The organism is Mycolicibacterium lacusdiani (assembly GCF_021916785.1).
GTDB lineage: Bacteria > Actinomycetota > Actinomycetes > Mycobacteriales > Mycobacteriaceae > Mycobacterium > Mycobacterium lacusdiani.
Genome location: NZ_JAKCFC010000002.1, coordinates 268,856 through 291,857, shown reverse-complemented (window position 1 = coordinate 291,857; position 23,002 = coordinate 268,856). Strand labels below are relative to the sequence as shown.

Below are 23,002 nucleotides of genomic sequence, written 5' to 3'. Positions count from 1 at the left end.
CTTCGCGCAAGCGCTCATCAGCCGCCCTTCGCCTCTCGCGGTAGACCGAGCACCCGCTCGGCGATGATGTTGCGCTGAATCTCGTTGGACCCGCCGTAGATGGTGTCGGAGCGGGAGAACAGGAACAGTCGCTGCCACTCGTCGAACTCGCCGTCGTCGAGCGTCAGTCCCGCCATGCCCTGGACGTCCATGGCGATCTCGCCGAGCTCGCGATGCCAGTTGGCCCACAACAACTTCGATACAGAGTCCTGCCCCGCCTGTTCCACGTCCATCGTCTTGAGCGCATACGACCGCATGGTCTGCAGGCCGGCCCACGACCGGGTCAGCCGCTCGCGGATCACCGGATCGTCGATCGCGCCGGTCCGCTTGGCCATCTCGACGATGCCTGCGTGCTCGCGCTTGTAGCGGATCTGCTGCCCGAGTGTCGACACCCCGCGCTCGAAGGTGAGCGTGCCCATTGCGACCCGCCAACCGTCCCCGGGCTCCCCCACGACCAGGTCGGCATCGGTGCGGGCGTCGTCGAAGAAGACCTCGTTGAACTCCGAGTCACCGGTGAGCTGGATGATCGGACGGATCTGCACGCCGGGCTGGTCCAGTGGGACCAGCAGATAGGCGAGCCCCGCGTGCCGCTTCGAACCCTTCTCCGACCGGGCGATGACGAAGCACCACTGCGCCCAGTGCGCCAACGACGTCCACACCTTCTGGCCGTTGATGATCCAGGAGTCGCCACGCAGTTCGGCCGACGTGGACACGTTCGCCAGATCGCTGCCCGCGCCGGGCTCCGAGTACCCCTGCGACCACAGCTCCGTGACGTCGAGGATCTTGGGCAGGAAGCGCTGCTGCTGCTCGGGCGTGCCGTACGCGATCAGCGTCGGGCCGACGAGTTCCTCGCCGAGGTGGTTGACCTTGTCGGGGGCATCGGCCTTGGCGTACTCCTCGTAGAACGCGACGCGGTGGGCGACCGTCAGCCCCCGCCCGCCGTGCTTCTCCGGCCAGCCCAAACACGTCAGACCGGCCTTCGCGAGATGCTGGTTCCAGGCCAGCCGTTCCTCGAAGGCCTCGTGCTCGCGACCTGGTCCCCCAAGACCCTTGAGAGCTGCGTATTCGCCGACCAGGTTGTCGGCGAGCCACTCCCGGACCTCGGTCCTGAACGCCTCGACTTCCAACATGCTTGTAGGCTAACCTACCAAGCACTTGCTTTGGTGCCCGGTCGACGATGACGGTCGTGGAGCCTGCGGAACGGCCGTGAGGAGCCGGGCGATCAGATCCAGAGGAGCTTCGATGAAGACGCCCCAGAGCGAGCGGCCGAGGACCATCCCCGCGATGCTCGATTGGGCCGCCGCGGAATTCGCCGACCACGACGCGCTCGTCACCGAGGACCGTCGGATCACCTACGCCCAGCTCCGGACCGAGGTCAGACGAGCCGCGGCCGCCATGATCGACCTGGGCGTCGAGGCCGGCGACCGGGTCGGCATCTGGTCGCCGAACACCTGGCACTGGGTCGTCGCCAGCCTCGCCACCACCTACGCCGGCGCCATCGTCGTGCCGCTCAACACCCGGTACACGGCAAGCGAGGCCACCGACATCCTCGCCCGCACGCAGGCCCCGCTGCTGATCGGCATGGGCCGGTTCCTCGGCACGGATCGAGTCGGCGACCTCGACCGGGCGGCTCTGCCCGCGTTGCGTCACATCGTGCGCGTGCCCATCGAGGACGACGCGGACGGGTCCTGGGACGAGTTCGTCGCCCGCGGCACCAATCTGGACGCCGCCGACGCCAGGGCCGCCACAGTCGTCCCCGACGACGTCGCCGACATCCTGTTCACCTCCGGCACCACCGGTCGCAGCAAGGGCGTGCTGTGCGCGCACCGGCAGTCCCTCGAGGCACCCGCGGCGTGGGCCGCCTGCGGTCAGCTCACCGACGCCGACCGCTACCTCTGCATCAACCCGTTCTTCCACAACTTTGGATACAAGGCTGGCATCCTGACGTGCCTGCAGACCGGGGCCACGCTGATCCCCCAGCTGACGTTCGACCCCGAGCTGGCGATGCAGGCCGTCGCCGACCACGGCATCACCGTCCTGCCCGGCCCTCCGACCATCTACCAGACGCTGCTCGACCACCCCCGTCGCGACCAGTACGACCTGTCGTCGCTGCGGTTCGCCGTCACGGGCGCGGCCACCATCCCCGTCGTGCTCATCGAGCGGATGCAGACCGAACTCGACATCGACGTCGTCCTGACCGCATACGGACTCACGGAGGCAAGCGGTTTCGGCACCATGTGCCGTGCCGACGACGACGCCGTCACCGTGGCGACCACCAGCGGCCGCCCGATCGCGGACTTCGAACTGCGCATCGACGGCGACTCCGACACCGGCGAGGTACTGCTGCGCGGCCCCAACGTGATGCTCGGGTACCTCGACGACCCCGAGGCCACCGCCGCGACCATCGACGCCGACGGCTGGCTGCACACCGGTGACATCGGCAGCGTCGACGCGGCGGGCAACCTGCGGATCACCGACCGGCTCAAGGACATGTACATCTGCGGCGGGTTCAACGTCTACCCCGCCGAGATCGAACAGGTACTGGCCCGACTCGACGGCGTCGCCGAGTCGGCCGTGATCGGCGTGCCCGACGAACGCCTCGGCGAGGTCGGCAAGGCCTTCGTCGTCGCCAAGCCCGGCTTCGACCTCACCGAGGCCGACGTGATCGCCCACGCCCGTGCGCATCTCGCCAACTTCAAGGCGCCGCGCACGGTCACCTTCCTCGACGCCCTGCCGCGCAATCCCGGCGGCAAGGTGGTCAAACCCCAACTGCGAGAGACGGCTGGATAGAACCGACATGGACCTGCATCTCGACGACGAGACCGAGGCCTTCCGCGCGGAGGTCCGGGACTTCCTCGCGGCCAACCGGTCGCACTTCCCCACCAAGTCCTACGACACCGCCGAGGGCTTCGAACAGCACCGGGCATGGGACAAGGTGCTCTTCGACGCCGGCCTGTCGGTGATCGCATGGCCGAAGGAGTTCGGCGGCCGCGACGCCACGCTGCTGCAGTGGGTCGTGTTCGAGGAGGAGTACTTCCGCGCCGGCGCGCCCGGCCGTGCCAGCGCCAACGGCACCGGCATGCTGGCCCCGACGTTGTTCGCCCACGGGACCGAGGAGCAACGCGCCCGCATCCTGCCGAAGATGGCCAGTGGCGAGGAGATCTGGGCCCAGGCGTGGTCGGAGCCGGAGTCCGGCAGCGATCTGGCCTCGCTGCGGTCGACCGCGACCCGCACCGACGGTGGCTGGAAGCTCAACGGCCAGAAGATCTGGAGTTCGCGCGCACCGTTCGGCGACCGGGCGTTCGGCCTGTTCCGCTCGGACCCGGAGGCGCAGCGCCACAAGGGCCTGACCTACTTCATGTTCGATCTGAAGGCCGATGGCGTCACCGTCCGCCCCATCGCGCAACTCGGTGGCGACACCGGTTTTGGCGAGGTCTTCCTCGACGACGTCTTCGTACCCGACGAGGACGTCATCGGCGAGCCCAACGACGGGTGGCGCGCCGCGATGAGCACGTCGAGCAACGAGCGCGGCATGTCACTGCGCAGCCCCGCGCGGTTCTTCGCCCCGGCCGAGCGGCTGGTTGAACTATGGCAGGAGAACGCGGACCCGGCGTACGCCGAACGCGTTGCCGACGCCTGGATCAAGGCCCAGGCCTACCGCCTGCACACGTTCGGGACGGTCACCCGCCTGGAGGCCGGCGGCGAACTCGGCGCCGAGTCGTCGGTGACGAAGGTGTTCTGGTCTGACCTCGACGTGGCACTGCACCAGACCGCACTCGACCTGCGTGGCGCCGACGCCGAACTGGCCGACGAGTGGACCGAGGGATTGCTGTTCGCGCTCGGCGGACCGATTTACGCCGGTACCAATGAGATTCAGCGCAACATCATCGCCGAGCGCCTGCTGGGCCTGCCCAGGGAGCCGAAGAAGTGAACACCCGAAGACGATCGCGAGCGAGGATCGCAGCGAGGCACGAGCGAGGACCGGAACGAGCGGGAGTCGAGAAGTGAACTTCGAGATCGACGATCAGCAGCGCGACTTCGCGGCCAGCATCGACGCCGCACTGGGTGCGGCCAACGTGCCCGCGGCCGTGCGCGCGTGGTCCGCGGGTGACCATGATCCCGGACGCAAGGTGTGGTCTACGCTGGCCGAACTCGGCGTGACGGCGCTGGCCGTCCCCGAGAAGTTCGACGGCATCGAGGCGCATCCGGTGGACCTCGTGGTCGCCGCCGAACGCCTCGGGTACTGGGGCGTGCCCGGACCGGTGGCCGAATCGATCGCCGTGGCACCGGTATTGCTCGCCGACGACGACCGCTCGGCGGCCTTGGCCGCGGGCGAATTGGTCGTCACCGTGGCGCTGCCGCCGCACGCACCGCGGGCCGTCGACGCCGACGGCGCCGGCCTGATCCTGCTGGCGGGCGACGGCGAGGTCCGTGACGGCACGGCAGGCGAGGCGCATGCCTCCGTCGACCCCTCCCGCACCCTGTTCGACGTGGCGGCCGACGGCGCGCCGTGGCAGGCCGACACCGCCCGGGCATTCGAGTTCGGCGCGCTGATCACTGCGGCCCAGCTGGTCGGCGCGGGTCAGGCGATGCTCGACGGGTCGGTCGCATATGCCAAGCAGCGCACCCAATTCGGTCGGGTGATCGGCTCGTACCAGGCCATCAAGCACAAGCTCGCCGACGTGCACATCGCGGTCGAGATGGCCCGACCGCTCGTCTACGGCGCGGCTCTGGCACTGGCCGACGGCTCGCCGAATACCGCGCGTGACGTGAGCGCCGCCAAGGCCGCGGCAGCCGACGCCGCACTGCTGGCGGCACGCGCCTCGCTGCAGACCCACGGCGCGATCGGCTTCACGCAGGAGCACGACCTGTCGCTGCTGCTGCTGCGGGTACAGGCGCTGCGGTCGGCATGGGGCGATGCGACATGGCACCGCAACCGCGTACTGAGGGAGTTGACCCGCTCGTGAGCGAAGAACGTGAATTGCTGCGCGACACCGTGACCGCGCTGGTCGAGAAGCACGCCGGGCCGGCGGACGTCCGCGCGGCGATGGAGTCCGAGCGCGGCTACGACGAGAACCTGTGGACGCTGCTGTGCGAGCAGGTGGGAGCCGCCGCACTCGTCGTCCCCGAGGGACTCGGAGGTGCGGGTGGCGAGTTCGGTGACGCCGCCGCGGTGATCGAGGCGCTCGGCCGCAATTTGGTGCCGACGCCGCTGCTGGCGACCACGCTCGCCGAACTGGCCCTGCTGTCGGCCGCCGACCCGGACGAGGAGACGATCGCTGCGCTCGCCGAGGGCACCTCGATCGGCAGCGTCGCGTTCGACGCCGACTACGTGCTCAACGGCGACGTGGCCGACGTGATCATCGTCGTGGATGGGGACCAGCTGACCCGTGCGACGTCGTTCGAGTCGCACGCGCTGACGACGATGGACCCGACCCGACGGCTGGCCCGTGTCGAAGTGCGTGACACCCAGCCGATCGGCCAGGACCCCGGTATCGCCGATCTGGCTGCGATCCTGCTCGCCGCCGAGCAGATCGGCGCTGCGAGCCGCTGTTTGGACCTGACGGTCACCTACACCAAGGACCGGGTTCAATTCGGCAGGCCGATCGGCAGCTTCCAGGCACTCAAGCACCGGATGGCCGACATGTACGTAAAGGTGCAGTCGGCCCACGCGGTGATCGACGACGCCATCGCCAACCCGTCCCCGACATCCGCGGCGCTGGCCCGCTTCTGCGCCACCGAGGCGTTCGACGCGGTCGCGGCCGAGGCCGTGCAGATGCACGGCGGGATCGCGATCACGTGGGAGCACGACATCCAGCTGTACTTCAAGCGCGCGCACGGCAGCGCCCAGCTGCTCGGACCGCCGCGAGAGCATCTGCGCCGCCTCGAAGCCGAGGTGCTCTAGCCTGAACGGGGTGAACCCCCACGTCGCGCTGCGCGCCGGCATCCCGCCGTTCTACGTGATGGACGTGTGGCTCGCCGCCGCCGAACGACAGCGGTCCCACGGCGACCTGGTGAATCTGTCGGCCGGTCAGCCGAGCGCCAAGGCGCCCACGCCCATCCGTGCCGCGGCCGCTCGCGCCCTGGCCGAGGACAACCTCGGCTACACGGTGGCGATGGGCATACCCGAACTGCGCGAAGGCATCGCCGCGTCGTACGCCACCCGCTACGGCGTCGACGTCGGGCCCGACGAGGTCGTCGTCACGACCGGTTCGACGGGCGGCTTCCTGCTGGCGTTCCTGGCCTGCTTCGACGTCGGCGACCGGGTGGCGGTGACCAGTCCGGGCTACCCGTGCTACCGCAACATCCTCTCCGCGCTGGGCTGCGAAGTCGTCGAGGTGCCGTGCGGCCCGGACACCCGCTTCCAGCCGACCGTCGAGATGCTCGACGCGATCACCCCGCCGATCAAGGGGGTGATCATCGCCAGCCCGGCGAATCCCACCGGCACCGTGCTCCCCCCGGAGGAATTGGCCGCGATCGCCTCGTGGTGCGAGCAGTCCGGAGTGCGGCTGGTCAGCGACGAGATCTACCACGGTCTGGTGTATCCCGGTGCGCCGCAGACGAGTTGCGCGTGGGAGACCTCCCGCGACGCGATCGTGGTGAACAGCTTCTCGAAGTACTTCGCGATGACCGGATGGCGGCTCGGCTGGCTCCTGGTGCCGCGGCCCCTGCTGCGGGCGGTCGACCGCCTCACCGGCAACTTCTCGATCTGTCCGCCGACGCTGCCGCAGCAGGCAGCCGTCGCCGCGTTCGACGCCGCGTCCATCACCGAGGCCGACGCGCTGGTCGACGACTACACCGTCAACCGCGACCTGCTGCTGCGCGGGCTGCCCGAGATCGGGCTGTCCCGCCTCGCGCCCGCCGACGGGGCGTTCTACGTCTACGCCGACGTCTCCGAGTACTCGACGGACTCGCTGGCCTTCTGCGCGAAGTTGTTGGCGGACACCGGCGTTGCCATCGCACCCGGCATCGACTTCGACACCGTCCACGGCGGCGCCTACGTCCGGTTGTCGTTCGCGGGCGCGGCCGACGAGATGTCCGAGGCGCTACGCCGGATGGGTCCGTGGCTCGCGAACGCGACCTAGCCGGGGTTCGACTCGAGCGCGGATTCGACTGACCGGGGGTCGCGATCGTCGAACGGCCTCTCGCCGTCGGCCACGCTGAGCCAGCGGTCGAACTCGTCTGCCGGCAGCGGCGGGCAGTGCACGTAGCCCTGCGTGACGTCACAGCCGTAGGCGCGCAACGCATTCAGCGTCTCGGAGTCCTCGACGCCCTCGGCGACCAGTGCCGCGCCGAGGCTGTGGGCGAGCGCCACCGTCGAGCGCACGATCGCGATGGATCGGAAGTCCTCGGTGACCTGGGCGACGAAGACGCCGTCGAGTTTGAGTTCGTCCACCGTCATCTCCTGCAGCCGCGCCAGTGACGACCACCCCGTGCCGAAGTCGTCGATCGACAACTTGATCCCGAGGTCCTGCAGAGCCCTGACCACGCTGCGCGAGCGCGTGCCGTCGGAGGTCAGAACGCCCTCGGTGATCTCGAGGATCAGCGAGGCGGCGGGCATGTCGTGGGTGCGCAGCAGGTCGCCGATGTGATCGACGAGGTCGACGTCGAGCAGATTGGTGACGGACAGGTTCACCGCGACGGTCATGTCGAGGCCGTGCTCGCGCCACGTACGCGCCTGCCGAAGCGCCACGTTGAGCACGGTGGTCGCCAGGGGCCGCATCAGACCGCCGCGTTCGGCGTGGTGCAGGAACTGATTGGGCATCAGCAGTCCGCGCACGGGGTGCTGCCAGCGCACCAACGCCTCGACGCTGTGCAGTCGGCCGTCGTCGGCGCGGATCTTGGGCTGGTAGTGACACACCAGCTGGCCGGTCGCCATCGCGGTCCGTAGCTCCTCGACGGCCTGCCGCTCGTCGACGAGGTGGGCGTCTCCGACGGTGTCGTACATGGCGATCCGGACCGGGGAGCCCTTGGCGAGGTACATGGCGATGTCGGCGCACTGGAGGAGGTCGTCGGGCTGGCGGCAGTGCTGCGGGCACAGCGCGATTCCCACGCTCGCCTCGACGTTGACGGTGATGCCCTTCAGATCGAACGGCTCACCGAGGGCCTCGACGATCCGCGCGGCGACCGCCTCGGCGGTGGCCGGATCGATGCCCGGCGCCAGCAGCACCGCGAACTCGTCGCCGCCGACTCGAGCCAGCAGGTGCTCGGGTGCAACCGACCGCGCGAGCCGCTCGGCGACCTGGCAGAGCAGCTCGTCCCCGACGTGATGCCCGAGGGAGTCGTTGATCCCCTTGAACCCATCGAGGTCGAGCAGCAGCAGCCCGGGCCCGGCAGGTGAGCCGTTCGTCCGCGCGTTGTCCGCGTACTCGAACGACGCCGCGGTGAGCGCCGTGGACATGGCCCGACGATTCGGCAGCCGCGTGAGGTCGTCGGTCGTGGCGTGCACGTGGCTCTCCGCGAGCCTGCTGACCTCCCGGAACGACAGCGCGAAGCGGGCGGTGACGGCGATGAGCCCGAGTACGGCCAGCGCCACCGCGAATCGGGGTAGATCCGCTCCGTTGCCGAGCACCAGCAACCCGACGAGAGTGGCGGTTCCAACGAGCTGAGGCACGCCGTTGGTGCGCAGCCCGGTCGACCGGTGCGGCAGGCTCCGACCGGATCCCGACCAGCTCGCCACGGCCAGGAGCAGCGCGGCCGCGGGACGCAGCGCGTCGAACCACGTGCCGCGCGAGTACGAGCCGTCGGCGACGGCGAACATGAACAGGACGTCGGCGCCGGCGTACAGGACGAAGCCGGCGAGCAACAGTGCCCATCGGCGGTCGGTGCGCCAGCCCAGTGCGGACAGCGCGCACGCGGCCACCGAGAGGAGCAGTACGTCACCCACCGGAAAGGCAAGCGCCAGCACCACGGTCAGCGGTGCCGCACTGGTGGCGGCGCCATAGGGGCCGAACGCGACCGCAGCGACAGCGCCCACGGCGGAACCCGCGATCAACGCGTCCAGCCAGAGCGCGACCGGCAGCCGTGTCAGGCGGGCCCGCAGCAGCAATAGCAGTCCCGCGAACAGCAGCGGATAGAAGCACAGCCACAGCGGGCGAAGTTCGTTCAGCGCCCCGAACGCCGGATACAGGAAGTTGCGGACCGCTGGTATGAGCATTCCGGCGGCGATCAGCGACCACGCCCATCGTTCCTCGCGCCGAGACCACGCGCGGGTGGCGACCATGGCCGCTGCGCCGAACATGAGCGACGGGTAGAGCCAGTGACCGAGGGCCGAGGAAGCGGAGGTGGCACTGCCCGGCAGGGTCGTCGCGCCGTAGCCGACGACGCCGAGCAGCAGCGCGGCCAGGACGAGGCGGGCTCTACGGGGCATCGACGCCGACGGGTATGACTGCATCCGCGCTCACCTCAGCTCGCTTCTGAACTGGTCGAATTCGGCACCCGGTCGGATCCGGGCCGCGACTGCGTCGAGTTTGCCAGCATCATGATCGCACGCAAAGTCCGTCGGCAGTCGCAGCCACCCACGATTGTCTGAACCGTCACAATCGCCCGGCGACGCCGATGACGAGCCGCCGATGCTCGGGCGGCCGCGATTCGCTGTGTTAACGAGCGCTAGCTGGCGCTCCACCCGCCGTCCATGGAGTAGGAGGCACCGGTCACCATGCCTGCGGTCGGCGAACTCAGCCACGCGACCAGCGACGCGACCTCCTCCGGCTCGACGAGGCGCTTGATCGCACTCTCGGTGAGCAGCACCTGATCGAGCACCTCGTCCTCGGTGATGCCGTGGGTGCGGGCCTGGTCGGCGATCTGCTTGGACACCAGCGGGGTGCGCACGTAACCCGGGTTGACGCAATTGCTGGTCACGCCGTGGGCCCCGCCCTCGAGCGCGGTCACCTTCGACAGCCCCTCGAGCGCGTGCTTGGCGGTGACGTAGGCGACCTTGAACTGCGACGCCCGCAACCCGTGCACCGAGGAAACGTTGACGATCCGGCCGAAGCCACGCTCGTACATGTGCGGAAGCGCCGCGCGGATCAGCAGGAACGGCGCCTCGACCATCAGCGCCTGCATGCTGCGGAAGCGCGCCGGGTCGAACTCGGTGATGGGTGCGACGGTCTGCACGCCTGCGTTGTTCACCAGCACGTCGACCTCGAGCCGCAGGGATTCGAGCGCTCCCACGTCGAGAAGGTCGACGCCCCAGGCGGTTCCACCGATCTCGGCGGCAACCGTGCCCGCTGCCTCCTCGTCGACGTCGGCCACCGTGACCGTTGCGCCGCGCTTCGCGAGTTCCCGCGCGCACGCCGCGCCGATGCCGCTTGCGCCTCCGGTCACCAGCGCAGAACGGCCGTTCAGGTCCGGCATCAGACGGCAGCCCTGCGGCGCTCCGCCGCCAGATCCTCGGCGTCGGCGACGTCGAGCGACTCGAGGTCGAGACCGTTGGTCTCACGGGTGAAGAACACCGCGATCAAGGTGATGCCACACGCCAGCGCCAGGTAGATCGCGATCGGCACCGACGAGTCGAAGACGTCCAGCAGCTTGACGGCGATCAGCGGCGCCAGCGAGCCCGCCACGATCGACGTCACCTGATAGCCAAGCGAGACACCGGAATAGCGCATCCGGGTGGGGAACATCTCCGCCATGATCGCGGGCTGAGGCGCGTACATGAACGCGTGGATCATCAGTCCGATGGTGACCGCGGCCGTGACGACGGCGTAGTTGCCACTGTTCATCATCGGGAAGGCGAAGAAGCCCCACGACGCGCCGAGAACCGCGCCGAACGTGTAGACGGGCTTGCGGCCGAACCGGTCGGCCAGGTGTCCGACCAGGGGCACGACGGCGAAGTGCACCGCGTGCGCGACGAGCAGGTACCAGAGGATGGAGCTGGTGTCGGCACCCACCTGCACCTTCAGATACGTGATCGAGAACGTGACCACCAGGTAGTACATGATGTTCTCGCCGAACCGCAGGCCCATCGCGGTGAAGACGCCACGCGGGTAGCGCTTGAGCACCTCGACGACGCTGAACGACGTGGCCTTGATCCGCTCCGCTTCCTCTTGCGCCGCAACGAAGATCGGGGCATCGGTGACCTTGGTGCGGATGTAGTAGCCGACCAGGACCACCACGGCGGATAACCAGAACGCGACGCGCCAGCCCCAGGACAGAAAGGCCTCGTCGGACAGCGTGCCGGTGAGGGCGAGGAGCACGATGGTCGCGAGCAGGTTGCCGACCGGGACGCCGGCCTGCGGCCAGCTGGCCCAGAATCCGCGTTGGCGGTCGGGGCTGTGCTCGGCGACCAGCAGGACCGCACCGCCCCACTCCCCGCCGACCGCAAAGCCCTGGATGAATCGCAGCAAGACCAGAAGCCCGGGCGCCCAATACCCGATCTGCCCGAACGTCGGCAGGCAGCCCATCAGGAACGTGGCGGCGCCTACCAGCAACAGGCTGAACTGCAGGAGCTTCTTGCGGCCGAACTTGTCGCCGTAGTGGCCGAACACCACACCGCCGACGGGACGCGCGACGAAGCCGACGGCGTAGGTCGCGAAGGCCAGGAAGATCGCGTTGAGTTCGCTGGTCGTCTCTGAGAAGAAGATCTTGTTGAACACCAGCGTCGCCGCAGTGCCGTAGAGGAAGAACTCGTACCACTCCACGACGGTGCCGGCCATCGAGGCCACGACCACCCGCTTCAGACCGGTCGTTATCGGGCTGCTCATGAGACCACCTTCCGTTGTGACGCGGCACACATCGCCCATGAGTATTCCTGCAGGAACTGATGCAGTGCAATGGGCAGAATCGCAGCATGTATCTGCGAAAATGCAGACATGACGACGCCGAGCGCGGACGACCTACTCGTTCTGCTGGCGGTCGCACGTTCCGGCCGGTACGTCACCGCAGCCGACGAACTCGGCATGAACCACACGACGATCTCGCGGCGCATCGCCACGCTGGAGCAGTCGCTCGGCGGTCGGCTGCTGGTGCGTGTGGCTGGCGGGTGGGAACTGACCGACATGGGGCGCAGCGCGTTGTCGGCGGCCGAGGCCGTCGAGACCGCGGTGCGCGGCCTGTCGACCGATCCCGACGGCGGACGACCGCTGAGCGGCGTGGTGCGGATGTCGGCCACCGACGGCTTCAGCGCCTACATCGCCGCGCCTGCGGCAGCCGACGTGCAGCGGGACCACCCGGACGTGGCGGTGGAACTCGTCGCCACCACGCGCCGTGCGACGCAGCAGCGCTCCGGCCTCGACGTCGAGGTGGTGGTCGGCGAACCGCAGGTGCACCGGGCGAAGGCCATCCGCCTCGGCGACTACTGCCTCGGTCTCTACGGTTCCCGGGACTACCTCGGCAGGCACGGCACGCCGGCGTCGCGCACCGACCTGACCGGCCACCCCCTGGTGTACTTCATCGACTCGATGCTGCAGGTCGACGACCTCGATCTTGCCCGCGCCGTGGCACCCGGGATGCGGGAGTCGGTCACGTCGACCAACGTCTTCGTCCACGTCGAGGCCACCCGAGCGGCAGCGGGCCTCGGCCTGCTGCCCTGCTTCATGGCCGACCGGCACGACGACCTGGTCCGGGTGCTGCCCGACGCCGTCGCGCTGCGACTCACCTACTGGCTCGTCACCCGATCCGAGACCCTGCGCAGGCCCGAGGTCGCCGCCGTCGTCGACGCGATCGAACACCGCATGCGGGAGCTACGAGACGTTCTCCTCGGCACGGGCACGCCCTGATTCGCGGCGGTTTCGCCGGGTAGTCACCCGCATGCACTTCGTGACCACCGGTACCGGCAAACCCTTGCTCCTGGTGCACGGCATCTCCAACCTGCACAACTGGGACCTCGTGGTGCCTCGACTGGCCCGTGAACGCACCGTTTACGCCGTCGACCTCCCGGGATTCGGAGACAGCCCGCCGCTCGATGGCGAGGTGAGTGTCGCGACGCTCACCGATGCCGTCGAGGAGTTCATCTCCGAGCAGGGCCTGGACGGGGTCGACGTCGTCGGCAGTTCGATGGGCGCACGCATGGTCCTCGAGATGGCGCGTCGGGGCCATCGAGGGAACGTCGTGGCCCTCGACCCCGGTGGGTTCTGGACCGACGCCCAGGTGCGGGTGTTCGGCGCGACGGTCACACCGTCGATCGCGCTGGTGAAGCGCATCCAGCCCCTGCTGCCCACGCTGACCCGCCGCAGTGCGGGCCGCACGGCGCTGCTCTTGCAGTTCTCGGCGAAGCCGTGGCGGTTGCCCGCTGAACTGGTCCTGCGGGAACTTCGTGGCTTCGCGAAGTCCGCCAGCATCGACGACGCGGTGCGAGAGCTGATCCACGGACCCAAACAGCAAGGCGCCGAGAACGGTTCGACCCGCGCGACGGTGACCATCGGATGGGGTCGCAACGACCGGGTCACGTTCCCCAGCCAGGCCGCACGCGCCCAGCAGCTCTACCCGAACGCCACGCTGCACTGGTTCGACGACTGCGGACACTTTCCACACTGGGACCAACCCGATCAGACGGTGCGTCTGATCCTCGATGCCACCAGCTGAACCCCGAGCGCCGGCGGGTCCCTGTGCCCTACCGTCGAACCATGCCGTTCCTGGAGACCGAAGGCGCCCGCGCGTACTACCGCCACTGGGCCGCCGAGGACCCGTCCGCCGCGGTGGTGTTCCTGCATGGCTTCGGCGAGCACACCGGGCTCTACCACCGGTATGCGTTCGCACTCAACGCCCGCGGCATCGACGTCTGGGCCGTCGATCAACTGGGCCACGGGCTCAGCCCGGGCGAGCGCGGCGACTTCGGCACCATCGAGGCCTCCTCGGCGCTCGCCGATCAACTCACCGAGATCGCCGAAGAGACCACGCCCGGACTGCCGCTCGTCGCGGCAGGCCATTCCTTCGGTGCGATCGTGACGCTGTTCCGCGTGCTCGGCACTCCGGATCGCTACCGCGCGGCCGTCGTCTCCGGTGCGCCGTTGATTCCCGTGGCCGGGCTACTGGACGTCGACACGTCGTTGGTGATCGAGCCTGCTTGGCTGTCGGCCGACGAGTTCTACCTCGACGCGATGGAGAACGATCCCTTGGCCTTCGTCGATGCCGACAGCGGCTCATTGACCCGCGAACTCGACCGGGCGTGGGACCGGTTCGGCAAGGACCTGCCGACCCTGTCGATGCCCACGCTCGCGGTGCACGGCGAGGACGACCCCATCGCCGACGTCGGCGCGGTGCGCGCCTACGCCGAGCAGATCGAACCGCTGTCGCTCTACGAGATCCCCGGCGGCAGACACGACATCCTCAACGACGTCGCGCACCGGCAGGTCGCCGCTGCGGTCGCGGACTTCGTGACCGAGCACGTCGGGCAGTGACTCGCGTCTAGAGCCAGGTGTCCGACGTCGTGGTGGTGAGGAAGGCCTCGAGATCGTCACGCCAGTGCGCGGGCGTGTTCTTGTCGGGCTCGATACCCGTGTACTCGCCCCGGTAGAACAGCAGCGGCCGCGGTTTCCGCTTGGGCACCTCCGACAGCGAGTGCACCGCACCGAACACCACGAAGTGATCGCCGCCGTCGTGCACGGAGTGCACCGTGCAGTCGATGTGCGCCAGGGTGTCGGCGATCACCGGCGACCCCAATTCCGATGGACTCCAATCGATACCGGCGAACTTGTCCGGCTCCCTCGACCCGAACCGCGCAGACACGTGCTGCTGCTTCTCGTGCAGCACGTTCACGCAGAACTTGCCGCTGGCCTCGATCGCCTGCCAGGACCGCGACTGCTTGGTCGGGCAGAACAGCACGAGCGGTGGGTCGAGCGACAGCGCCGCGAACGACTGACAGGCGAAGCCGACGGGCTCGTCCTCGTGGATAGTCGTGATGATCGTGATGCCGGTGCAGAACTGCCCCAACACGTGCCGAAAGGTGCGTGGGTCGATACCGGGGTCACTCATCTTCGACTGCTCTTCGCGCAAGCGCTCATCGGGGACTACTTGAAGCCCACGCTGAAGTCATGACCCCACAGGCTGACCGCGGTGCTCTCGCGGGCCACCCAGCTGGTGTCGTCCTCCACTTCGAGTCCCTCGCAACCGAATTCGACGTCGAAGCCACCTGGGGTCTTCATGTAGAACGACAGCATCTTGTCGTTGACGTGGCGGCCGAGCGTTGCCGACATCTTCACCTTGCGGCGCAGCGCACGGTCGAGGCAGAGACCCACGTCGTCGGCGTTCTCGACCTCGACCATGAGGTGCACGATGCCGCTGGGCGTCTCGCCCGGCATGAACGCGAGGCTGTGGTGCCGCGGGTTGACGCCGAGGAAGCGCAGCCACGCCGGCGCGCCGTCGGCAGGGCGGCCGACGAGTTGGGGTGGCAGACGCATGGAGTCGCGCAGGTGGAACCCGAGCACGTCGCGGTAGAAGTGCAGCGTCTCGGCGTCGTCGCGCGTGGTAAGCACGACGTGCCCGAGCCCCTGCTCCTCGGTGACGAACTTGTGGCCGTAAGGGCTCACGACGCGGCGGTGCTCGAGTGCGACGCCGTGGAACACCTCGAGGGTGTTGCCCGACGGGTCGTCGAAGATGATCATCTCGTCGACGCGGCGGTCGGCGAGTTCGGCGGCAGTGGCCTCCTTGTACGGCGTGCCGTGGATGTCGAGTGCGGAGCGAACCTCCTGCAGCGCAGCGGCATTGGAGGTCTCCCAGCCGGACTGCAGCAGGCGGTCGCGCTCACCGGGAACGATGACCAGGCGGGCGGGGAACTCGTCCATCCGCAGGTACAGCGCCTCTTCGGTGGGACCGGACCCCTCCACCATGCCGAGGACCTTCAGTCCGTACTCGCGCCAGGCCGCCATGTCGGTGGCCTCGAGTCGCAGATAACCGAGTGACCTGATGCTCATTTGCCTGCCCCCTTGCCTGCCGTGAGGAAATCAGCGGTCAGCTTGTTGAATTCGTCGAACTTCTCCAGCTGCGCCCAGTGGCCGCACTGGCCGAACACGTGCAGTTGCACGCGCGGAATCTGCTTGAGCGCCACCAGGGCACCGTCGAGCGGGTTCACCCTGTCTTCGCGGCCCCAGATCAGCAGGACCGGCTGGCGCAGCTTGTACACCTCGCGCCACATCATGCCGAGTTCGAAGTCCGCGCCCGCGAATGACTTGCCCATCGCCTTGGCGGCGGCGAGCGACTCGGGCTGACTGGCGATCTCGAAGCGCTCGTCGATCAATTCCTCGGTGATGAGGCTCTGATCGAAGACCATGATGCGCAGGAACTTCTCCATGTTCTCGCGCGTCGGGTCCATCGTGAACCGGCCGAGGAGCTTGACACCCTCGGTCGGATCGGGCGCGAACAGGTTCACGCTCAGCCCGCCGGGGCCCATCAGCACTAGCCGACCGGCACGCTTGGGGTTGTCCAGCGCGAAGCGCACGGCCGTGCCGCCACCGAGCGAATTGCCCACCAGCGCAGCACGTTCGATGCCGAGGTGGTCGAACAGGCCCAGCAGCGCATTCGCGCTGTAGCGGTTGTACTGCTCGTGCTCGGTGAGCTTGTCGGAATGCCCGTACCCGGGCTGATCGACTGCGATCACGTGGAACTGCCGCGCCAGTACCGCGACGTTCTTCGAGAAGTTCGACCAGCTCGACGCGCCGGGACCGCCGCCGTGGAGCAGGACGATCGTCTCCGAATGCCCGACGCCGGCTTCGTGATAGTGCAGGCGCATGTCCCGCTCACCGGTGCCATCCCCCGTCGCTTCGCTCGCCCCGACACGAACCTGCGCGTAGCGCGACGTCGACTCGAAGGTGACCTCGACCTGCTGCTCGGTCTCTTGGATGTAGGACGTCATGAAGTGTGAGACCCCGCTAGACCATCGTGTCCTGGGGCGGGAGGCCGAAGGCCTCGTTGCCGAAGATCATGTACGCGCGTTCCGGCTCGTTCGCGGCGTGCACGCGCCCGGCGTGGGCGTCACGCCAGAACCGCTGCACCGGCTTGTCGGTCTCCAGCGCCGTGGCACCCGAGGCTTCGAAGAGCAGGTCGATCGACGCGATCGCGCGGGCCGTGGCGCGCACCTGGTCGCGTCGGGCGCGGGCGCGGAGTTCGAACGGAATCTCCTTGCCCGCCTTGAGTAGTTCGTACTCGTCTCCGACGTTGCCGATCAGCTGGCGCCAGCCGGCGTCGATGTCGCTGGCCGCCTCGGCGATGCGCACCTTGGCGAACGGGTCGTCCTTGGACTTCTCGCCCGCGAACGCCGCACGCACCCGCTTGCCCTGATGCTCGACGTGCGCGTCGTAGGCGCCGTACGCCATGCCCATGATCGGGGCGGTGATCGTCGTGGGATGCATGGTGCCCCATGGCATCTTGTAGACCGGCGCGGTGTTGTTCTCCAGACCGCCTGCAGTGCGGTCGTTCATCGCCTTGTACGACAGGAAGCGGTGGCGCGGCACGAACACGTCCTTGACGATGACGGTGTTGCTACCCGTGGCCTTCAGTCCGACCACGTGCCACACGTCGTCGATGCGGTACTCGGTGCGCGGAATCAGGAAGCTGCCGAAGTCGACGGGCTTGCCGTCCTTGATGACTGGGCCGCCGAGGAACGCCCACGTGGCGTGGCCGGAGCCCGACGACCACTGCCAGGCACCGCTGACGAGGTAGCCGCCGTCGACCACGACGCCCGCGCCCATCGGGGCGTAGGACGACGAGACGCGGACCGTGGGGTCGTCGCCCCAGACCTCGTCCTGAGCCTTCTGGTCGAACAGCGCGAGGTGCCAGTTGTGCACGCCGATGATGGAGCTGACCCACCCGGTGGAGCCGCACGCGCTGCCGAGCCGGCGCACCGCCTCGTAGAACGACGTCGGGTCGCACTGCAGGCCGCCCCACTGCTCGGGCTGCAGGAGCTTGAAGAAACCGACCTCGTTGAGTTCGTCGATCGTCTCGTCGGGAATCTGACGCAGATCCTCGGCCGCCTGGGCACGCTTGGCGATACGCGGCAGCAGATCGTCGATTCCGTCTAGGACCGACTGCGCATCGCGTTGTTCAATGGACGTCACTGCATTGCCTCCAGCATCGCGGGCCCGTACTCGATCTAGTCGCAAGATTAGAACACGTTACGATTCGTGTCGAGTAAGGCTTTCCTTTGATGGCTGGACCTGCGAAAGCAGGTTTTTGTAACATGTTCTAGTTCTGGGCGCTCACCGCGGCGGACGACGAGAGAATGGGAGACGCCAGCGTGACCGACGAGCCACTCGGCAGCCACGTACTCGAACTCGAGTTGGCCGACGTGGTCATCGAGACCGCCGACGCACGTTCCCTGGTGTTCAAGGTGCCCGACGGACACGACGTGCCCGCCGACAAGCTGAAGTACGCGCCGGGGCAGTTCCTCACGCTGCGCGTGCCGAGTGACCGCACCGGCTCGGTGGCGCGGTGCTACTCCCTGAGCAGCTCTCCGTTCACCGACGGCGCTCTGACCGTCACGGTCAAGCGCACCGACGGCGGGTACGCCTCGCACTGGCTGTGCGACAACGCCGAGCCCGGGATGCGGGTGCACGCGCTGCCGCCGTCCGGCACGTTCGTGCCCAAGACGCTCGACACCGACTTCCTGCTACTGGCCGCGGGCAGCGGCGTGACGCCGATGATGGCGATCTGCAAGTCCGCGCTGTCAGAAGGCAACGGCAACGTCGTGCTCGTCTACGCCAACCGCGACGAGCAGTCGGTCATCTTCGCCGGCGCGCTGCGCGAACTCGCCGCCAAGTACCCGGACCGGCTCACGGTGGTGCACTGGCTCGAGAGCGTGCAGGGGCTGCCGTCGTCGACCGCGCTCGGCACGCTCGTAGCCCCGTATGCCGCTCACGACGCGTTCATCTGTGGGCCCGGCCCGTTCATGGCCGCCGCCGAGGAGGCACTCAAGTCCGCGGGCACCGCACCGGAGCGGATTCACATCGAGGTGTTCAAGTCGCTGGAATCCGATCCGTTCGCCGCGGTCGTGATCGCCGAGGACGACGACTCCGATCAAGGGCCCGCCACCGCTGTGGTCACGCTCGACGGCGAGACCCACGAGATCAGGTGGCCGCGTAGCGCGAAGTTGCTCGACGTGCTGCTCGACAAGGGGCTCGACGCCCCGTTCTCCTGCCGGGAGGGCCATTGCGGCGCGTGTGCGGTGCTGATGAAGAGCGGTGCCGTGGACATGGCGATCAACGACGTCCTGGAGCCATCGGACCTCGACGAAGGCTTGATCCTCGGTTGCCAGGCCACCCCGATGTCGGATTCGGTCGAAGTCACCTATGACGAGTGAGCCGGAGGCTACGGTGGGCCCGAGCAAGGGCCGGACCTGTCCGGCGGACAGGAGCATCATGAGACGGTTTGCTGCGGTCGCCGCCGTGTTCTCGGCGGTGTGGCTCGCGCTGACCCTGGTCACACCGATGTCGGCATCGCGGGCCGCGCTGGACGTCGACACGTCGACGATCCCGACGAACCCCTACGACACGCTGGAGATGAAGGTGACGGCGAACTGCGTGCTCGCCGACAACCAGTGCTACTTCACGACCGCCGCGAGCCTGCTCGGACCCGGCGGGCCCATCCCGTTCCCCGGCGACTTCTGGGGCAGGCAGACGACGACGGTGCGGTCGATGGACCGGATGGTCTACATGGACTCCGACTTCAACGCCCCCAACACGCGGATGTTCAAGTCGATCACCGACACCGAGTACACGACGGTGTACTTCGGCAGCGGTCCGCCGGAGAAGTTCATGCTGAACGGCAGCTCGCGCACCACCGACTGGGCCACGGGCCGCCCGAAGACCGACGCCGACTACATCGTGTGCTCGCACATCCAGGTGGTCTACGCCGGGGTGAACCTCACCTCGCCGGACGCCTGCGCCCAGACCAGGTACTGAGCGCTACCCACCTCTGCCGAACGTCGGTTACCGCCACGCCATATCGCGAATGGCGTGGCACTAGCCGACACTCGGCGACCGCGAGCCGCCCGCTACCGGGGCAGCCCGAGCAGCCGCTCCCCCGCCAGCGTCAGCAGGATCTGCTCGGTGCCGCCCGCGATCGACAGGCAGCGGGTGTTCAGGAAGTAGCGCACGTCGGGTGAATCGACGATGCCGGACCCCGCGTGCGACTCCATGATTGCCTCGGCCAAGGTCTGGCGGTACCGCACGCCGATCAGCTTCCGCACGCTCGACGGCGCACCCGGATCATGGCCGCCCACGGCCATCTTCGCGATCAACTGGTCGAGCAGCGCGCCCACCTGAGCCGCCACGATCAGTGCGCCAAGGCGGTCGGTCTCGGCCGCGTCGATCTCTGTATCGCCGAGCACCTCGAGCAGGTGCACCATGCCCTTGTCCAGGGCGCCGCCCGTCGCGATCGCCACGCGCTCGTTGGCGAGCGTGGTGCGGGCCAGCGGCCAGCCGCCGTCCACCGGGCCGACCACCATCTCGTCGGGCACGAACAGGTCGTCGAAGAACACCTCGTTGAACAGTGCCTCGCCGGTGATCTCGCGGAGTGGACGGATGTCGATGCCCGGTGACTTCATGTCGACCAGGAAGTACGTGATGCCCTTGTGCTTCGGCGCATCGGGGTTGGTGCGGGCCAGGCAGATGCCCCAGTCGGCACGGTGCGCGTTCGACGTCCACACCTTCTGGCCGGTGAGCTTCCAACCACCCTCGGCGCGAACGGCTTTGGTGCGCAACGCCGCCAGATCGGATCCGGCGCCGGGCTCGCTGAAGAGCTGGCACCAGTACACGTCGCCGTTGAGCGTGCCGGGGATGAACTTCTCGATCTGCTCCGGGGTGCCGCTGGCCAGGATCGTGGGCGCTGCCCACCAACCGATCGAGATGTCGGGCCGCACCACGCCCGCGGCGTCGAGTTCCTGGTCGATCACCAGCTGTTCGGCCGGCGACGCGGCGCGACCGTAGGGCTTGGGCCAGTGCGGCGCCATGAGCCCGGTCTCGGCCAGCGCCACCTGTCGCTTCTCGTCCGGCAGAGCGGCGATGTCGGCGACGGTGCTCGCGATCTCGGGCCGGATGTCCTCACCGTCGGTGACGTCGACGTGCAGTTGCCTGCGCACCCCGGCGCGGGTCAGGTCCGCGCAGCGACGCAGCCAGCGTGAGCGGCCACCGAGGAACTGGGCGTTGGCGTAGGCGCGGCGCATGTACAGGTGCGCGTCGTGCTCCCAGGTGATGCCGATGCCGCCGAGGACCTGAATGCAGTCCCGCGCGTTGACCTTCGACGCGTCGATGCCCACGGCGCCTGCGACGGCCACGGCGATCGACAGCTGCTCGAGATTCGGGTCGGACACCGCGGCCGCGGCGTCAGCGGCGGCGACGGAGATCTGCTGGGACCGCAGCAGCATCTCGGCGCACATGTGCTTGACGGCCTGGAAGCTGCCGATGGGCTTGCCGAACTGCTCGCGCACCTTCGCGTACTCGGTGGCGGTCTGCAGCATCCACCGTGCGAGACCCGCGGCTTCGGCCGCGAGCACCGTCGCGGCGATCTCCCGCAGCCGTTCACCGCCCACCTCGAGCCGGGTGGCCGGTGCGGACGCCAGCTCCACGCGTGCCAGCGGACGGGAGAAGTCGGTGGCGCCGAGCGGCTCGACGGTCACACCGTCGGCGGAGCCGTCGACCAGCAGCCAGTGGTTGCCGGACGGGACGAGGAACACCCCACCGGCTTCGGCGCCGAGCACGAACGGTGCCGTTCCGGTGGCCGCCGATCCGTCGAAGGCGACGTCGGCGTCCAACGCCAGACCCGCGGTGCGCGCACCGGACATCAGCGCCTCGAGCAGACCCTCGTCGGTGATCACGAGCGTGGCCACCGCGGTGGTCGCGACCGGTCCGGGGACCAATGCGGCAGCCGCCTCGTCGACCATCGCGCAGAGGTCCTCGACGCTGCTGCCCGCGCCGCCGAGTTCCTCGGGTACCGCGACGCCGAAGAAGCCGAGTTCGGCCAGCGCTCGGTACGGCGCGCGCCATGCATCGGGGTCGCCCTGCTCGACGGCGCGCACCGCGGCGATGGAGCCCGATGACGGCGCCCAACTCCGGACCAGGTCCCGCGCAGCAAACTGCTCGTCGGTGATGGTGGCGGGTGCCAGCGCTGTGGACTGAGCCATTCAAGGCCTCCTAGCCTCGGGCGAGAACGCGATGCTTCTCACTAGAACGTGTTCTAATGGTGACAGCGTTCGAACGTCAAGTCGACCGCCATCACAGCAGGACACGTGTGTGTCTCGGGGGCACGGAGGTGAGAAATCTACGACCGTCGTGCGTATCGTTTTCTCCCAGTGTTCGAGGAGAAGGAGCTGACCGCCGCATGTCCGGGTCTACTGGGTCGGCTGGCATGCCAGCAGCGACCAATTCCGGTTCCGGGTCCGACGGGGCCTCGGCCCCACGCCAGGTGATGAACGTGGCCGTCCTCGCCGAATCCGAACTCGGGTCCGAAGCTCAGCGCGAGCGCCGCAAGCGCATCCTCGACGCCACCCTCGCGATCGCATCCAAGGGCGGTTACGAGGCCGTTCAGATGCGTGCGGTCGCCGAACGTGCCGACGTCGCCGTCGGAACGCTCTACCGTTACTTCCCGTCGAAGGTCCACCTGCTGGTGTCGGCGCTGGGCCGCGAGTTCGAGCGCATCGACGCCAAGACCGATCGCGCCTCGCTCACCGGCGGCACGCCGTACCAGCGGCTCAACATCATGGTCGGCAAGCTGAACCGCTCCATGCAGCGCAACCCGCTGCTGACCGAGGCCATGACGCGCGCCTTCGTGTTCGCCGACGCCTCCGCGGCCGGTGAGGTTGATCACGTCGGCAAGCTAATGGACTCGATGTTCGCCAGGGCGATGAGCGATGGCGAGCCCACCGAGGACCAGTACCACATCGCCCGCGTCATCTCCGACGTGTGGCTGTCGAACCTGCTGGCGTGGCTGACCCGCCGGGCCTCCGCCACAGACGTCAGCAAGCGTCTTGATCTTGCAGTGCGTCTGCTGATCGGCGACGGGGAACACCCGAAGATCTGAGGACCGGGGAGAATGG

At 68.4% G+C, this 23,002-nt stretch carries 20 protein-coding genes; 11 read left to right on the top strand and 9 right to left on the bottom strand.

The genetic code is table 11. From position 1 onward, the window contains the following. Positions 1 to 17 precede the first annotated feature (17 nt). Positions 18 to 1,169: an acyl-CoA dehydrogenase IpdE1 gene (gene ipdE1 / locus LOK44_RS06350; protein ID WP_237569176.1), complete on the bottom strand. Its 1,152-nt coding sequence runs from the start codon at positions 1,167 to 1,169 to the stop codon at positions 18 to 20. Between the two features lie 112 nt (positions 1,170 to 1,281). On the opposite strand from ipdE1, the gene fadD3 reads away from it, so the two are divergent. The 5 genes from fadD3 (at position 1,282) to LOK44_RS06325 (ending at position 7,124) form a co-directional block, all read left to right on the top strand. Beyond that, positions 1,282 to 2,829: a 3-((3aS,4S,7aS)-7a-methyl-1,5-dioxo-octahydro-1H-inden-4-yl)propanoate--CoA ligase FadD3 gene (fadD3, locus tag LOK44_RS06345; protein WP_237569175.1), complete on the top strand. Its 1,548-nt coding sequence runs from the start codon at positions 1,282 to 1,284 to the stop codon at positions 2,827 to 2,829. A 7-nt stretch (positions 2,830 to 2,836) separates the two neighbouring features. After that, positions 2,837 to 3,970 carry an acyl-CoA dehydrogenase family protein gene (locus tag LOK44_RS06340; RefSeq protein ID WP_237569174.1) on the top strand — a complete coding sequence of 378 codons (1,134 nt, stop codon included), beginning with the start codon at positions 2,837 to 2,839 and terminating at the stop codon, positions 3,968 to 3,970. Positions 3,971 to 4,043: 73 nt separating this feature from the next. Continuing rightward, positions 4,044 to 5,006: an acyl-CoA dehydrogenase family protein gene (locus LOK44_RS06335; RefSeq protein WP_237569173.1), complete on the top strand. Its 963-nt coding sequence runs from the start codon at positions 4,044 to 4,046 to the stop codon at positions 5,004 to 5,006. After that, complete coding sequence (gene ipdE2, locus LOK44_RS06330; protein WP_237569172.1) at positions 5,003 to 5,944, top strand: acyl-CoA dehydrogenase IpdE2; 942 nt, start codon at positions 5,003 to 5,005, stop codon at positions 5,942 to 5,944. The genes LOK44_RS06335 and ipdE2 overlap by 4 nt, the downstream gene beginning before the upstream one ends. A 10-nt stretch (positions 5,945 to 5,954) precedes the next feature. Further along, complete coding sequence (locus LOK44_RS06325) at positions 5,955 to 7,124, top strand: pyridoxal phosphate-dependent aminotransferase (protein WP_237569171.1); 1,170 nt, start codon at positions 5,955 to 5,957, stop codon at positions 7,122 to 7,124. Here LOK44_RS06325 and LOK44_RS06320 read toward each other — a convergent pair. From LOK44_RS06320 to LOK44_RS06310, 3 genes are all read right to left on the bottom strand, one after another. Next, the gene (locus tag LOK44_RS06320) at positions 7,121 to 9,433 is read right to left on the bottom strand and encodes a putative bifunctional diguanylate cyclase/phosphodiesterase (protein ID WP_237569170.1); all 2,313 of its coding nucleotides are present in this window, start codon (positions 9,431 to 9,433) and stop codon (positions 7,121 to 7,123) included. The two genes, LOK44_RS06325 and LOK44_RS06320, sit on opposite strands and share 4 nt — an antisense overlap. A gap of 215 nt (positions 9,434 to 9,648) precedes the next feature. Continuing rightward, complete coding sequence (locus LOK44_RS06315) at positions 9,649 to 10,395, bottom strand: 3-hydroxybutyrate dehydrogenase (protein ID WP_237569169.1); 747 nt, start codon at positions 10,393 to 10,395, stop codon at positions 9,649 to 9,651. Further along, positions 10,395 to 11,744, bottom strand: a complete 1,350-nt coding sequence (locus tag LOK44_RS06310; RefSeq protein ID WP_249783076.1) for an MFS transporter — start codon at positions 11,742 to 11,744, stop codon at positions 10,395 to 10,397. The genes LOK44_RS06315 and LOK44_RS06310 overlap by 1 nt, the downstream gene beginning before the upstream one ends. Before the next feature lie 108 nt (positions 11,745 to 11,852). Between LOK44_RS06310 and LOK44_RS06305 the strand changes: the two genes are divergently transcribed. From LOK44_RS06305 to LOK44_RS06295, 3 genes are read left to right on the top strand one after another with little or no spacing between them, the layout of a single operon-like run. After that, positions 11,853 to 12,758, top strand: a complete 906-nt coding sequence (locus LOK44_RS06305; protein ID WP_237569168.1) for a LysR family transcriptional regulator — start codon at positions 11,853 to 11,855, stop codon at positions 12,756 to 12,758. Positions 12,759 to 12,789: 31 nt separating this feature from the next. Beyond that, a complete protein-coding gene (locus tag LOK44_RS06300) occupies positions 12,790 to 13,563 on the top strand; it encodes an alpha/beta fold hydrolase (protein ID WP_237569167.1) in 774 nt (257 codons plus the stop codon). A gap of 41 nt (positions 13,564 to 13,604) precedes the next feature. Continuing rightward, the gene (locus LOK44_RS06295; RefSeq protein WP_237569166.1) at positions 13,605 to 14,378 is read left to right on the top strand and encodes an alpha/beta hydrolase; all 774 of its coding nucleotides are present in this window, start codon (positions 13,605 to 13,607) and stop codon (positions 14,376 to 14,378) included. A gap of 7 nt (positions 14,379 to 14,385) precedes the next feature. Here LOK44_RS06295 and hsaB read toward each other — a convergent pair whose 3' ends face one another. Genes hsaB through hsaA form a run of 4 tightly spaced genes read right to left on the bottom strand, consistent with a single transcriptional unit; the run spans position 14,386 to position 18,029 of the window. Beyond that, on the bottom strand, positions 14,386 to 14,952 hold the full coding sequence (hsaB, locus tag LOK44_RS06290; protein ID WP_237569165.1) for a 3-hydroxy-9,10-secoandrosta-1,3,5(10)-triene-9,17-dione monooxygenase reductase subunit: 567 nt from the start codon (positions 14,950 to 14,952) through the stop codon (positions 14,386 to 14,388). A gap of 35 nt (positions 14,953 to 14,987) precedes the next feature. After that, positions 14,988 to 15,890, bottom strand: coding sequence for an iron-dependent extradiol dioxygenase HsaC (gene hsaC / locus LOK44_RS06285; protein WP_237569164.1), 903 nt, complete (start codon positions 15,888 to 15,890; stop codon positions 14,988 to 14,990). After that, positions 15,887 to 16,828, bottom strand: coding sequence for a 4,5:9,10-diseco-3-hydroxy-5,9,17-trioxoandrosta-1(10),2-diene-4-oate hydrolase (hsaD, locus tag LOK44_RS06280; RefSeq protein ID WP_237569163.1), 942 nt, complete (start codon positions 16,826 to 16,828; stop codon positions 15,887 to 15,889). Before hsaD ends, hsaC begins: the two co-directional genes overlap by 4 nt. Positions 16,829 to 16,844: 16 nt before the next feature. Beyond that, positions 16,845 to 18,029 (bottom strand): 3-hydroxy-9,10-secoandrosta-1,3,5(10)-triene-9,17-dione monooxygenase oxygenase subunit, encoded by a 1,185-nt coding sequence (hsaA, locus tag LOK44_RS06275; RefSeq protein ID WP_237569162.1) that lies wholly within the window; start codon positions 18,027 to 18,029, stop codon positions 16,845 to 16,847. 179 nt (positions 18,030 to 18,208) lie between these two features. On the opposite strand from hsaA, the gene LOK44_RS06270 reads away from it, so the two are divergent. Both LOK44_RS06270 and LOK44_RS06265 read left to right on the top strand, forming a co-directional pair. Further along, positions 18,209 to 19,270, top strand: a complete 1,062-nt coding sequence (locus LOK44_RS06270) for a 2Fe-2S iron-sulfur cluster-binding protein (RefSeq protein ID WP_308192717.1) — start codon at positions 18,209 to 18,211, stop codon at positions 19,268 to 19,270. 58 nt (positions 19,271 to 19,328) lie between these two features. After that, positions 19,329 to 19,871: a hypothetical protein gene (locus LOK44_RS06265; protein ID WP_237569160.1), complete on the top strand. Its 543-nt coding sequence runs from the start codon at positions 19,329 to 19,331 to the stop codon at positions 19,869 to 19,871. 92 nt (positions 19,872 to 19,963) lie between these two features. On the opposite strand, the gene LOK44_RS06260 is transcribed toward LOK44_RS06265, so the two are convergent. Further along, positions 19,964 to 22,090 (bottom strand): acyl-CoA dehydrogenase family protein, encoded by a 2,127-nt coding sequence (locus LOK44_RS06260; protein WP_237569159.1) that lies wholly within the window; start codon positions 22,088 to 22,090, stop codon positions 19,964 to 19,966. A 197-nt stretch (positions 22,091 to 22,287) separates the two neighbouring features. Here LOK44_RS06260 and kstR point away from each other — a divergent pair, with 197 nt between their 5' ends. Continuing rightward, a complete protein-coding gene (gene kstR / locus LOK44_RS06255; RefSeq protein ID WP_163921636.1) occupies positions 22,288 to 22,986 on the top strand; it encodes a cholesterol catabolism transcriptional regulator KstR in 699 nt (232 codons plus the stop codon). Positions 22,987 to 23,002: the final 16 nt, after the last annotated feature.

Bases quoted from the DNA above. Each gene is read 5' to 3' on its own strand.
- ipdE1 (WP_237569176.1), bottom strand. From the start codon at position 1,169: ATGTTGGAAGTCGAGGCGTTCAGGACCGAGGTCCGGGAGTGGCTCGCC.
- fadD3 (WP_237569175.1), top strand. From the start codon at position 1,282: ATGAAGACGCCCCAGAGCGAGCGGCCGAGGACCATCCCCGCGATGCTC.
- LOK44_RS06340 (WP_237569174.1), top strand. From the start codon at position 2,837: ATGGACCTGCATCTCGACGACGAGACCGAGGCCTTCCGCGCGGAGGTC.
- LOK44_RS06320 (WP_237569170.1), bottom strand. From the start codon at position 9,433: ATGCAGTCATACCCGTCGGCGTCGATGCCCCGTAGAGCCCGCCTCGTC.
- LOK44_RS06315 (WP_237569169.1), bottom strand. From the start codon at position 10,395: ATGCCGGACCTGAACGGCCGTTCTGCGCTGGTGACCGGAGGCGCAAGC.
- LOK44_RS06310 (WP_249783076.1), bottom strand. From the start codon at position 11,744: ATGAGCAGCCCGATAACGACCGGTCTGAAGCGGGTGGTCGTGGCCTCG.
- LOK44_RS06305 (WP_237569168.1), top strand. From the start codon at position 11,853: ATGACGACGCCGAGCGCGGACGACCTACTCGTTCTGCTGGCGGTCGCA.
- LOK44_RS06300 (WP_237569167.1), top strand. From the start codon at position 12,790: ATGCACTTCGTGACCACCGGTACCGGCAAACCCTTGCTCCTGGTGCAC.
- LOK44_RS06295 (WP_237569166.1), top strand. From the start codon at position 13,605: ATGCCGTTCCTGGAGACCGAAGGCGCCCGCGCGTACTACCGCCACTGG.
- hsaB (WP_237569165.1), bottom strand. From the start codon at position 14,952: ATGAGTGACCCCGGTATCGACCCACGCACCTTTCGGCACGTGTTGGGG.
- hsaC (WP_237569164.1), bottom strand. From the start codon at position 15,890: ATGAGCATCAGGTCACTCGGTTATCTGCGACTCGAGGCCACCGACATG.
- hsaD (WP_237569163.1), bottom strand. From the start codon at position 16,828: ATGACGTCCTACATCCAAGAGACCGAGCAGCAGGTCGAGGTCACCTTC.
- LOK44_RS06265 (WP_237569160.1), top strand. From the start codon at position 19,329: ATGAGACGGTTTGCTGCGGTCGCCGCCGTGTTCTCGGCGGTGTGGCTC.
- LOK44_RS06260 (WP_237569159.1), bottom strand. From the start codon at position 22,090: ATGGCTCAGTCCACAGCGCTGGCACCCGCCACCATCACCGACGAGCAG.
- kstR (WP_163921636.1), top strand. From the start codon at position 22,288: ATGTCCGGGTCTACTGGGTCGGCTGGCATGCCAGCAGCGACCAATTCC.